Source organism: Sphingomonas segetis, from assembly GCF_009720245.1.
GTDB classification, from domain to species: Bacteria; Pseudomonadota; Alphaproteobacteria; order Sphingomonadales; family Sphingomonadaceae; genus Sphingomicrobium; species Sphingomicrobium segetis.
This window is the reverse complement of record NZ_WJSQ01000083.1, coordinates 1-11,990: the sequence shown is the minus strand read 5'-3', so window position 1 is coordinate 11,990 and position 11,990 is coordinate 1. Positions and strand designations below refer to the sequence as shown.

The 11,990-nt window shown below is 64.9% G+C and carries 7 protein-coding genes and 1 pseudogene; 4 read left to right on the top strand and 4 right to left on the bottom strand.

Annotated elements, in window-relative coordinates; translation table 11 throughout:
* Positions 1-506 (bottom strand): annotated as a pseudogene (locus GH737_RS09280) (sensor histidine kinase); the annotation flags it as partial.
* Complete coding sequence (locus tag GH737_RS09275; RefSeq protein WP_230558726.1) at positions 496-1,866, bottom strand: sigma-54-dependent transcriptional regulator; 1,371 nt, start codon at positions 1,864-1,866, stop codon at positions 496-498. The gene GH737_RS09275 and the pseudogene GH737_RS09280, both read right to left, overlap by 11 nt.
* A gap of 191 nt (positions 1,867-2,057) precedes the next feature.
* Here GH737_RS09275 and GH737_RS09270 point away from each other — a divergent pair, with 191 nt between their 5' ends.
* Genes GH737_RS09270 through GH737_RS09260 form a run of 3 tightly spaced genes read left to right on the top strand, consistent with a single transcriptional unit; the run spans position 2,058 to position 6,611 of the window.
* The gene (locus GH737_RS09270; RefSeq protein ID WP_155264550.1) at positions 2,058-3,371 is read left to right on the top strand and encodes an efflux RND transporter periplasmic adaptor subunit; all 1,314 of its coding nucleotides are present in this window, start codon (positions 2,058-2,060) and stop codon (positions 3,369-3,371) included.
* Positions 3,372-3,394: 23 nt separating this feature from the next.
* Positions 3,395-4,066, top strand: a complete 672-nt coding sequence (locus GH737_RS09265) for an ABC transporter ATP-binding protein (RefSeq protein ID WP_420853438.1) — start codon at positions 3,395-3,397, stop codon at positions 4,064-4,066.
* A gap of 52 nt (positions 4,067-4,118) precedes the next feature.
* Positions 4,119-6,611, top strand: a complete 2,493-nt coding sequence (locus GH737_RS09260; protein WP_155264548.1) for an ABC transporter permease — start codon at positions 4,119-4,121, stop codon at positions 6,609-6,611.
* A 152-nt stretch (positions 6,612-6,763) separates the two neighbouring features.
* Here GH737_RS09260 and GH737_RS09255 read toward each other — a convergent pair whose 3' ends face one another.
* Together GH737_RS09255 and GH737_RS09250 are read right to left on the bottom strand one after the other, a co-directional pair.
* Positions 6,764-10,285 (bottom strand): TonB-dependent receptor, encoded by a 3,522-nt coding sequence (locus tag GH737_RS09255; RefSeq protein ID WP_230558725.1) that lies wholly within the window; start codon positions 10,283-10,285, stop codon positions 6,764-6,766.
* A 136-nt stretch (positions 10,286-10,421) separates the two neighbouring features.
* Positions 10,422-11,069 carry a queuosine precursor transporter gene (locus tag GH737_RS09250; protein ID WP_155264547.1) on the bottom strand — a complete coding sequence of 216 codons (648 nt, stop codon included), beginning with the start codon at positions 11,067-11,069 and terminating at the stop codon, positions 10,422-10,424.
* 58 nt (positions 11,070-11,127) lie between these two features.
* Between GH737_RS09250 and GH737_RS09245 the strand changes: the two genes are divergently transcribed.
* Positions 11,128-11,990: adenosine kinase (locus GH737_RS09245; RefSeq protein ID WP_155264546.1), on the top strand; the 863-nt coding region annotated here is incomplete at its 3' end.

The window sequence follows — 11,990 nt, the reverse complement described above, 5'->3', positions numbered from 1 at the left end:
AGCCGTGCGGCCGCGGCGAGCTCCGGCCCCAGCAGCTCGAGGTCGGACACTCGATGGAGCGGCTGCCGGGCGAACAACTGGCGGGCGGCCTTGTTGAGCCCTTCGACGCGCCCGTCCGCCACCGCGAACAGCGCGCTCGGCGCGTCGTCGACGATCGCGGACAGGTAGCGCACCTCCGCGCTCTCTTCGGCGTGACGCGCCTGCAGGGTCTTCAGCGCTTGGTCGAGCGTATCGCCGAGCACGTCGAAGCCACCGCCGCTCGGGTCGGAGAAGCGCTGCGAATAATCCTCGAAGCGCACCGATTCGATGAACCGCGACACCAGGAAATTGGTGCGCCGGATGAAGCTCCACAGGCTCGCCAGCGCGAGCAGCGCGATCAGGATCGCGATAACGAGCCCCGCGCGGACTCCGGGCGTCGCGATCGCCTTGGAGACAAGCAGGATCGCGCCGACCAGGACGACGGTGCGCCAAGCCAGGCCGAATTCGAACTTGCGCCTAAAGTCCATGCTTCTCCATGCGCCGGTAGAGCGCGCCGCGGCTGAGCCCGAGCTCGCCCGCAGCCAGCGAAATGTTGAAATGGTGCATCCGCAGCGCGCGCTCGATCATCTGTTTCTCAAGCTGTTCGAGGTTCAGCGTCTCGCTCGTGGCACCTACCGCACGCGCCTGAGTACTGCTCGCCAACGGGAAATCGTCTGCCCGGTAGCGGTCGCCTTCCGCCATGATCACGGCGCGCTCCGCAGCATGCCGCAGAGCGCGGACATTGCCCGGCCAATCGTTCGTCATCAGCACCTCGAGTACCGCGAGGGGCAGCTGGCGCTCGGGCCTGTCGTACTTGCGCTCGTAGAGACGCAGATAGTGATCGAGCAGCACCGGAATGTCGTCGCGGCGATGGCGCAATGGCGGCAGCTCTATTTCGATCGTGTTGAGGCGGAACAGAAGGTCCTGACGGAACCGCGTCTCGTCCGACAGCTGCTCGGGGGAGACATTGGTGGCGGCGATGACGCGCACATCTATTGCGATCGGCTTGTTGGCGCCGACCGGCACCACCTGGCGCTGCTCGAGCGCGGTGAGGAGCTTGGGCTGGAGGTGGAGCGGCAGGTTGCCGATCTCGTCGAGGAAGAGCGTGCTCCGGTCGGCGGCCTTGAGCCGGCCGATGCGTTCTCCGGCGGCGCCGGTGAACGAGCCTTTGACGTGCCCGAACAGCTCGGATTCGAACAAGGTCTCGCTGGTGGCGCCGAGGTCGATGGAGACCATCGGCTTCTCGGCGCGGCGCGAAAGGCGATGAATTTCGCGCGCGACAATCTCCTTGCCGGTGCCGTTCTCGCCGACAATCAGCACGTTGGCGTCGGTCGGGGCGGCGCGCTCGATCAGCTTTTGCACGCGGGCCATCGCCGGCGAATTGCCGAGCAATGGGGTTTCCGGCGCGTGCGCTAGCTCGGACGCACGGCCGCGCTCGATCCGCGCGTCGACCCTGCTCCGGCGCAGCGTCGCGGCGCTGCGAACCGTCGCTTCCAGGCGCTCGTTGCTCCACGGTTTGGCGACGAAGTCGCTGGCGCCGGCCTTGATCGCCTCGACCGCGATCGAGACCCCGCCGTGCGCAGTGATGATCACCACTGCCGCGTCCGGGTCGATGTCCATGATCCTGCCGAGAAAATCCAGGCCTTCGCGGCCATCGGTCCGAGCCCGTTCGAAATTGAGATCGAGCAGGATCGCGTCGGGCGTCTCGCGCTTAAGCAGCGGCAGCAGCTCGGCCGGGGAACCCAAAGTTTCGACTCGCTCGAACATGTCGCGAAGCGCGAGGCGCGCTGCGAGCGTGATGTCGGGATCGTCGTCGACAACGACCGCGAGGTTGAACAGATCAGCCACGCTACTTCTGTAGCGCAGCTGTCCGGAAACGAACAGTCCCGTTCGTCGAGTCGCTTCGCGACGATTGGCACGCGCTTTGCAGCGATAAGGGTCATGAAGCGTGTTTGCGGAGGGCGGGGTCGAGGGTCGGACTCCTGCGGGGAGGCGCCGCGGCCGTCCGTTTCCGGACAATTGCTGTTCGGAGCCGGACAATGAGCCTCGTCGAATTGCGCCGCGGCGAGCGCTCCGAACCGGTCAGCGGCGGTGCGATGGACAAAGTCGTCGTGCGCAAGCGGCTCGATCGACGGATCGTCATCGCCGGCGCGGCTGCGGCGGCGCTGCTGCTGCTCACGATCTTCTGGTTGTTTGCGCCGCGAGCCGATTCGATGACGATCGCGCGCGACAGGCTGACGATCTCGCAGGCGCAGTCGGGCACGTTCGACGATTTCCTTCCGGTGCGGGCGCGGGTCACGCCGCTGCTCACCGTCTATCTCGACGCCGTCGAGGGCGGGCAGGTCCAGAAGAAGCTCGTGGAGGACGGAGCTCAGGTGTCGCAGGGCCAGCTTCTCGCCGTCCTGTCCAACGCCGAACTCCAGCTCTCGACGCTCGAAAAGCAGGCCGAGGTCGAGCAGCAACTCAACAACATGCGCAGCCAGGAGCTGGCGCTCGCCAATACGCGCAGCGCCAACCTGCGCGATCTCAACCAGGCGCAAACCGACCTCGCCAAGGCGCGGCGGCAATATGACCTCTACAAGCCGCTCGCTGAAAAGGGCTTCGTCTCGTCCAAGACGTTCAACGACGCCAGGGACGACCTCCATTACCAGACGAGCCGGCTCGAGATCCTCAAGCGGACCATCGCCCAGACCGAAGCGATGCAGACCAGCCAGCTCAGGCAGCTTCGAATTGCCGCCTCGTCGCTCAACAGCAGCATGGGCGTCGCCCAGAGCAGCCTAGGGCAGCTCAACATCCGCGCGCCGGTGGCCGGCCAGCTGAGCGGTTTTGACATCCAGCTCGGCCAGTCGCTCCAGCAGGGCGAGCGGATCGGGCAGATCGACAGCGCCGGCGGCGACAAGCTGCAGGCCGACGTCGACGAATATTATCTCGGCCGCGTGGCGCTCGGCCAGACCGCGACCGCCGACATCGACGGCAAGACATACAAGCTCAAGGTCGCAAAGGTTTATCCGCAGGTCCGCAACGGCCAATTCCAAATCGATCTTCTGTTCGACGGGCCGGAGCCCGCATCGATGCAGCGCGGGCAGACGATCCAGGCCAAGCTGACGGTCGGCGATTCGGCCAAGGCGCTGCTGATCCCCAACGGCGCCTTTTTCAACGACACCGGCGGGGCGTGGGTGTTCGTCGTCGACAAGGGCGGCAACAGCGCGACTCGGCGCCAGGTCCAGCTGGGCCGCCGCAACACCGACTTCATCGAGGTCCTCGGCGGCCTCGAACCGGGCGAGCGCGTGATTACCTCGTCGTACGGCGGACTGACCGACAAGGACCATCTGAACTTCAGCTCCGGGGACTGAGAAAGGAAGCGACTGTGCTTACGATGACCGGCCTGACGAAGACCTACCGTACCGATACCGTCGAAACGACGGCGCTCGACGACGTCGACCTCGACATTGCCGACGGCGAGTTCGTCGCCATCATGGGCCCCTCGGGCTGCGGCAAATCGACCTTGCTCAACGTCATGGGCATGCTCGATAGCCCAACCGCCGGTTCCTATGTGTTCAATGGGCAGGAGGTAGCCGGCCTCTCAGAAGGCCAACTCGCCGACACCCGGAAAAGCAACATCGGGTTCATCTTCCAGAGCTTCAACCTGGTCGACGAGCTGACGGTGCGCGAGAATGTCGAGCTCGCCCTGCTCTACCATAACCACGGGTCGTCGCAGCGGCGGGAGCGCGTAGATCGCGTGCTCGACAAGGTCGGCATCGCGCACCGCGCCAAGCATCGCCCAACGCAGCTTTCGGGCGGCCAGCAGCAGCGCGTGGCCGTCGCCCGGGCGCTGGTCGGAGAGCCCAAGTTGATCCTCGCCGACGAGCCGACCGGGAACCTCGACACCGCGCACGGAGAGGAAGTCATGCGCATGCTCCGCCAGCTCAACCAGGAAGGCTCGACCATCGTCATGGTGACCCACTCGCCGGCGCATGCCGATTTCGCGAGCAGAGTCGTGAACATGCTCGACGGCAAGATCCTTCAGGAACGCCGCCGGGCGGCCTGACTTCCTCGGCCTGAACCATCGGGAGCCCACGTCTTTGGAGAGGACAGTCACCATGTGGCGGAACTATTGGACGGTCGCCGTCCGGGCGCTTGCGAAGAACCGCACTTACTCGATCATCAACATCGCCGGCCTCGCCATCGGCATGGCCGCCTGCGTGATGATCCTGCTCTACATCCGCTACGAACAGAGCTACGACAAATGGCTCCCCGACGTCGCGAACACCTACGAATTCCAAGCCTGGTACCCGCATCCGGACGAAGGCAATCCCGCGCTCCTCCAGATGGCAGCCTACGTCACCAAGGATCGGGTGAAGAAGGATTTCCCGCAGGTCGTCGGGGGAGTCTACGTGTTCGATAACGGTCCGGTCTTCATCAAGGACGGCCAGGCGAGCTCGACGAAGGGGTGGCTATTTGCCGACGATGATTTCCTGAAGGTCGTCAACCTGCCGCTGCTCGCCGGCGGCACGCTCACCGCGCCGCAGACCGCGGTGATCACCCAGGAGGAGGCGATCAAGCGCTTTGGCACCGACAAGGTGGTCGGGCGCACGCTCAGCATCATCTCGCACGGCCTCAACATGGATTTCAAAATCGCGGGCGTGCTCAAAAACATCCCGAAAAATTCGAGCCTAAAGGCGGACGCAATCCTGCGCATCGACTTCAACTCGTTCTTCTCGGATGCGCCGGACTTCCTCACATGCTGGGGCTGCCAGTCGGGCTACGTATTCCTCAAACTCAAGCCGGGCGCCGATGTCGCGGCCATGCAGGCGCAATTGCCGGCGTGGGAGAAGCGCAACATCCCCGACGAGCCCAACGGCAACATCCGCTACAATGCCGGCGACGAGCAGGACTGGAATTTCGTCAACCTGCAGGACGTCCACCTCGGCAAGGCTCAGGACGCGTCAATGACGCCAGGCAACGACAGCCGGACGATCGCGACCTTTGCGATCATTGCGCTCCTGATCCTTGGCATGGCGGTCGTGAATTTCACCAACCTCGCCACCGCTCGCGCCAGTCAACGTGCGCGTGAAGTCGCGCTTCGCAAGGTGCTGGGCGCGACGCGCAAGCAGCTGATCGTGCAGTTCGTCGCGGAGTCGATCCTGATATCGGCGGTCGCGATGCTGATCGCGCTCGCGCTCGTCGAGCTGCTGGTGAAGCCGTTCGCCGCGTTCCTGGATGCGGACCTCGCGCTCAACTATTTCGGAAGCGGCGGCATCCTGCTTCCGGCAATCGCTTTGACCCTGATCGTGGGGATCGTCAGCGGGCTTTATCCGGCGTTCTTCCTGTCGCGGTTCCAGCCGGCGCAGGTGCTCAAGGCTAATCGCTCGGCCGCGGAAACGCCGGGATCGGGACGACTGCGGACGGCGCTCGTCGTGCTTCAGTTCGCCGTCTCGATCGGCCTCATTATCTGCACTGCCGTGATCTATGGGCAGACTGTTTACGCCCGAAATGTCGACCCCGGCTACAAGCGCGACCACATTCTGCAAGTCGAGGAAATGGGGCGCGCCCAACTGTGGCCGAAGTCCGAGGCGATCGTAAACCAGATGGAGCGCATCCCGGGCGTCCAGGCGGTCGCCCTAACCGATCTGGGCGTGGCGACCACCAACCAGAGCAACCAGAACATCATCCCGCCCGGCGGCAACCGGCAAGTTCTCATCGGCCAGTATAACGTCGGCGAAGGCTATCTCGACGCGATGGGGATCAAGCTCGTCGCCGGGCGCTGGTTCGACGCCAATCGGCCGGCGGACGACATGACGATCCCTTATCCGCAGGACAAAGCGGTCGAAAAGGCGATCGCCCAGCGCGGCGTAAATGTCGTCGTCAACCAATATGCAGCCAGGAAGCTCGGCTTCGCCTCACCGCAGGACGCGATCGGCAAAGTCGTGAAGAGCGAGCTCATCGGCGAGGATTATGGGCTGGTGAACATCACGATCATCGGAGTCGTCGGGGATTCCCGCTTCCGCTCCGTGCGCACGCCGATCGAGCCGATCATGTTCCGGAAGGTCCGGGCCGGCCCCGGCTGGATGATGATTCGCTATCAAGGCGATCCCGCGACCATCAAGGCTGCAGTGGAGCGCCAATGGAAGCAGATCACCAGCGACGTCCCATTCAACGCGAAATTCAGCGAGGACATCGTCGGCGAGCTGTACAAGAAGGAGGACGCGCGCGCGCAGATATTCGCCGCCTTCTCACTGCTCGCGGTCATCATCGGCTGCCTCGGCCTGTTCGGACTCGCGGCGTTCACCGCGCAGCGCCGGACCAAGGAGATCGGCATCCGCAAGGTGCTGGGCGCCCGGACGCGGGACATCGTGCGGCTGCTGGTGTGGCAGTTCAGCCGCCCGGTGATCATCGCAAACGTGATCGCCTGGCCGATCGCCTGGTGGCTGATGCGCGATTGGCTGAACGGGTTCGACCAGCGAATTCCGCTGACGCCCGTTCCGTTCCTCGCCGCCGGCGCGATCGCGCTTGGCATCGCCATCGCGACCGTGGTCGGGCACGCGGTGAAGGTCGCGCGCGCCAATCCGATCCATGCGCTGCGGTACGAATAGGGCGGCGTTGAAAGAAAACTTGTGTCAGGCCGAGTCCCCTTCGCCCGACGCAAGCTGGTCACCGCGGGCACATTGCCGGTGCCCGCGGTGACCGCACAAGCAAGGGCGCCCGCACTGCTGCGGGCGCCCTCGTTGTTTGCCTCGGCTGACGATCAGAAGTCGTAGCTGATGCCGACCTTGATCCTCCAGACCGACCCCGAAACGTTGACGAAATTGTCGGCGGCGATCGAGTCGGCGCCGTTGAAGCCGCCGATAATGTACCGGCCCTGCGCGTCGACGCCATTGTAGGTCACGCCATCCACCTTGACGCTGGAGAGCGAGGCGACGTCCTGCAGTCCGGCGAAGTTGCGGCGGTGCTGCACGTTCCACTTGTCGTTCAGGAAATTGAAGAAGTTGTCGAACATCGCATAGACGGTGATCTTGTCGTGGACGCCGAGCGGCGAACCGAACCAGCTTCCCGGCCCCGGCAGCTCTTGCGCGATGCGCAGGTCTAGGTCGTTGTACCAGTCGTTCTCGCAGCTGTTCCGCTTGATCGTCTTGCCGACATATCCCTTCGCGCAGCTCAGACCGCGGGCATAAGCCGACAGCTGCTGCACCGCCGTCATGTTCGACAGCGGCGAGATGTTCGGATCGTCCACGCCCGTGGGGATGTAGACCAAAGCGTTGTCGTTGCCCGACACGCTGTCGTTGAACACGCCGCCGCCGCTGAACGTCAGGCTGTAAGGCCGGCCCGCGCGCGAAACGAAGGTGAAGCCGAGCGACGTCGCCAGGTCGCCGAAGAACCGCTCGCGGAAGTTGCCGCTGAAGCTGATGTTGTGGCGGCTCGCGTAGAAGCTGCGGCTGACGCCCGGGTTCTGGCGATCGACCGCGGCCGTCAGGTCGAAGTTCGAACCGGCGGTGGAGTTGAACATGTTCCGGCGGTCGTTCGCCGCGGTGAAGGCATAGCCGAGCGTGAAATAGCTTGAGCCGCCGGGCGTGAAGATGCCCCCGTCGAAGTTCTTCGACAGGATCGCCGAGAAGACGTGGGTGTTGTAACCCTTGGTGTTGGTGAGCATCAGCTCGTCGTCACGCGACGTGCCGAAGCAGGCGGCAGTGACGTTCTGCCACACCGGCGGCGCACCGGCCGACGCCAGCTCGGCATCACAGCCGGCCACGGTCGGATCGATCGCGGCATAGATCGGGCGCCCGTCGACGGTGAAGCCGTTGACGCCCTTTCGGATGTCCGGCGTCTGCGAAAGGTCGACGAGGCCGAACGGATCCTTGTAGTGGCTGAAGATGTAGTCGAGGTTCAGCTGCCAGCCGCGTCCGAACGCGCTGGGGTTGAATTCGAACCTCGTCTGATAGCCGATGTTGGCACGCCACACGGTCGGGGTCTTGATCGACGGATCGATCGACTGTGTGTCGCCAAGGCCCTTCCCGGCCTTGTCGATGCCCTCTTGGCGGAAGCACTCCGGGACACCGGTGAACTGTCCGTTCGCCACAACGTCGATCGTGTCCGGGCAGCTCGATGAATTGGAAGTGCCCTCGGCAAAGCCGAAGCCGTTGTTCTGGAACGCGTTGCCGAACCAAACCAGCGGATCGCCGCCCGAAAACACGCCGAGGCCGCCCTGGAGCTTACCGTGCGTCAGCCAGCCCATGTCATTCAAATTGTAGGTGAAGCCGAGACGCGGGAGAATGACGGGATCGAGATCGCTGAAGCCTGTCGTGTTTTCAAAACCGTAACGCACCGCGAAGTTTGGGTTGGCATCCGGATGACCACCAGAGAAGATGTCCGCCCTGAGGCCAAGGACGAAGCTCAGCTGGTCGTTCACTCTCCAGTCGTCCTGGCCGTAGACGGTCCAGATCGTGCGCTTGAATGCCGCAGCGGCGTCGTTGACGTCACCGGTGCGCGAGAAGTTGCCGAACGCGCCGACGGTATTGCCCGGCACCACGTTGAACGGCCGGGTGTCCGTCGTCCCGGTCGAACCGGGCGACAGAATCCCGGCCTCGAGGTCGGCAATGTTGCGGAAGACCAGCGTGCCCGTCGCGTTCTGCACGAACAGGTTGAAGATGTCCGCGCGATTGAACTCGCCGCCGAGTTTGAGCTTGTGGTTGCCGGCGTCGTAGTTGGCGACGAACTTGCCGATGTCGACCTTGGTCTTGAGGTCGTTGGCCGAGCGCGATGTGCCGGGACCCGCAAGGACCGTCGCATCGGGAACGTCCTGGCCGATCGGGCTGGTGCCGAGCGGCGGGTTGTCGACGCCGACGATGATGCGCGGGATCGGATTGTCCGACTGGGCTTCGCCGCCGCCGACGGGATCCTGCGCGTCGATGATGTTGGCGTGAGAGAAGCGCAGCTCGGTCGAGAACTGATCCGTCCAGTTGGAGTAAAAACGGCCGGAATAATATTTCGAGTGCGTGCCGCTGAGATAGAAAGTGTTGGCGCCGGTGACCTGTGGCGACGAGCCGGTGAAGAAGTCATCGCTGCGCATGGTCGCTTCGTCGAGGCGCTGGTACGTCGCCTCGACGCGGTGGCGGTCGGTGATGTGCCAGTCGACGCGGCCGAAATAACGGTCATTGAAGAACGGCCGGCTGGTGACCAGCGGCCCGGTGTCGATGCCGTACACGTCCTGCAGGACCTGCGAGACAGCGTTGAACTGGTCGACCGTGATGCCCGGCATCTCATTCGGGTAGTTGCCGCCGACGGGGCCTTCGTCCTGCGACGCGCCGCCCTGCTGGTGCTCATAGCCGCCGAAGAAGAACAGGCGGTCCCTGAGGATCGGTCCGCCGAAGGTCACGCCCCAGCGCCGTTCGGGCTCGATCGGGCCGACGGGCTTGCCGTCGACCGTATTGCCGCGAAGACCGTTGTTCGAGAATTCAAAGAAGCCACTGCCGTGGAAGCGGTTGCTGCCGGACTTGGTGACGACGTTGATCGCGCAACCGGTGAAGCCGCCATATTCGACGTCGAACGGCGCGAACTGGATCTGCGTCTCGCGCACCGCGTCATAGGGAACCGGAGTCGAGCTGCGCGAGGAGAAGCCCGTGTCGTTGAGGCCGTAGATGTCGCTCTGCGGAATGCCGTCGACGGTGAAGGTGTTGAACCGGTCGTTGCCGCCAAGGCAGGAAATGCGGTCCTGGCCCGAGCCCCCGGTGGCGGCGTCCTCGCGGTCGAGGCTGACGCGCGGATCCATGCGGATGATGTCGCGGACGTCGCGGTTGAACGAGGGCGCGTTCTCCATGACCTCGGCGGTGAAGGACGTTCCCGGTCCGACCTCGAGTTGGGTGACGCGTGCGCGCGCCGCGGTGATGACGATCGCTTCCTCGGCGGAGGCTGCCTGCGCCGGCGACAGAGCGAAGGTCAGCTGGGTCGGACCCTGGAGCGTCGTGTTGATGTCGTTGACCGTCTGGCCCTGGAAGCCGCCGGCGACGGCGGTGACCGAATATGGACCGCCCGTGGTCAGGTTCGGCGCCGCGAAATAGCCCTGCGAGTCGGTGGTGATCGTCTGAGTCGCGCCCGTTCGCGCGTCGGTGACGGTCACCGTCGCATTGGGGAGCGCGGCCCCCGATTCGTTGGTCACCCGCCCCTGGATCGAGGTGGTGATCTGCTGCGCCTCGGCGGCGGTGGTGCCCACGACGGCTGAGGCAAGCGGAACGGAAATGGCTGCGCAGGTGCACAGCAACACGAATTTCTTCACGGAAAAGAACCCCCCGAAAACGCGAATCTTTTGGTGGACCGGCAAGCGGCTGACGAGGGTTTAAGACAGAGTCAGCGGGTCGGAAATGGCCTTATTAGGATTCTCTCGGGCGTTGCAGAAATGCCACTGTCGAAGGTTAGCGGGCCTCGTCCAGCCGTCGCCCGAGCGCCACGAACAGGTACACCAGCGGCGGCACCAGAACCGCCGAGAGCACGACCTTCGCCAGCATCTGGCCGAGCAGCAGCTCGGCGATCGGGAACACGCCGTAGAAGGCGATGGTGATGAAGATGCAGGTGTCGACGATCTGGCTGAGCACGCTCGCGACGGCGGATCGGAACCACAGAAGGCGCGACCCTTCGCTGCTCTTGAGCCGGCTGAAAATCGTGACGTTGAGGAAGGTCGAGACGCCGTAAGCGAGGATCCCGCCGATCCAGATCCGCGGCGTCCCGCCCATGATCGTCTCGAAGGCGGACAGGCGCTGCGGGTCCATGTCCGGCGAGGCCGGGAGAGCCAACACGAACAGGCTGAGGAACAGCGACACGAGCAGCGGCACGAAGCCGATGAGCACAAGCCGATTCGCGACCGAGCGGCCGTGAAGCTCGGCGACCGCGCTCGACGTCACGACCAGCAGCAGAAAGGCGAAAATTCCCGATTCGACCGCCAGCGGCCCAAGCGCTACCTGCTTGTTGCCGAGCACGCCGGCAATGCAGACCATCCCGCCGTAGAAGAGGGCGAAGGCGAAGAGCGAAAGCGGGATGGCGCTGCTGCGGGTTTCGGAATCCATGGGCGACGCCTAGCCGCCGTTGACCGGAATCGAAAGCGGCGGCTAGCGCACGCGCAATATGACCTCCCGCCCGCTGGACATCGTCGCGATCGGCGACGCGATCGTCGACGTGATCGCGACCTGCGACGATTCGTTCCTCCAAGCGCACGGGCTTCCCAAGGGCGGGATGCAGCTGTTGACGGCCGATGAGGCCGAGGCGCTTTACGCGGCGATGGGTCCGGCGCGCGAGATCAGCGGCGGCTCGGCGGCGAACAGCATGGCGGGCGCCGCTGCGCTCGGGCTCAATGTCGCGTTCGTCGGGCAGGTCGCCGACGACCAGCTCGGCGCGATTTTCGCGCACGACATGCTGGCGCTCGGGATCCGGTTCGACACGCCGCCGCTCGAGGCGCCGCCCCCGACCGGGCGCTGCCTGATCCTGGTGACTCCCGACGGCCAACGAACGATGAACACCTGCCCCGCGGCGAGCCACGAGCTGACGACCGCCGCGCTCGATCCGGCGCTGATCCGATCGGCTTCCGTCACCTTCCTCGAAGGCTATCTGTGGGGTCCCGAGCTGCCGCGCGCGGCGATGCTCGAGGCGGCGCGAATCGCCGAGGCGGCGGGTCGGACGGTCGCCTTCACGCTGTCCGAGAGCCTGTGCATCGGCGACCGTCGCGACGGCGTGCTCGGCATGATCGACGCGGGGCTGGTCGATGTTCTGTTCGGCAACGAGCACGAGATGCGCCACCTGACAGGCTGCGGCACCATCGACGAGTGTATCGGTGCGCTGTCGCCGAAGGTCGGAACGTTGGTGATCACGCGCGGCGCGGACGGGGCGCTCGCAGTCGACCGTGGCGAGCGCGCCGAAGTGACCGCCGCGCCCGCCGCGCAGGTGGTCGACACGACCGGAGCGGGCGACCTGTTCGCCGCCGGTTTCCTCGC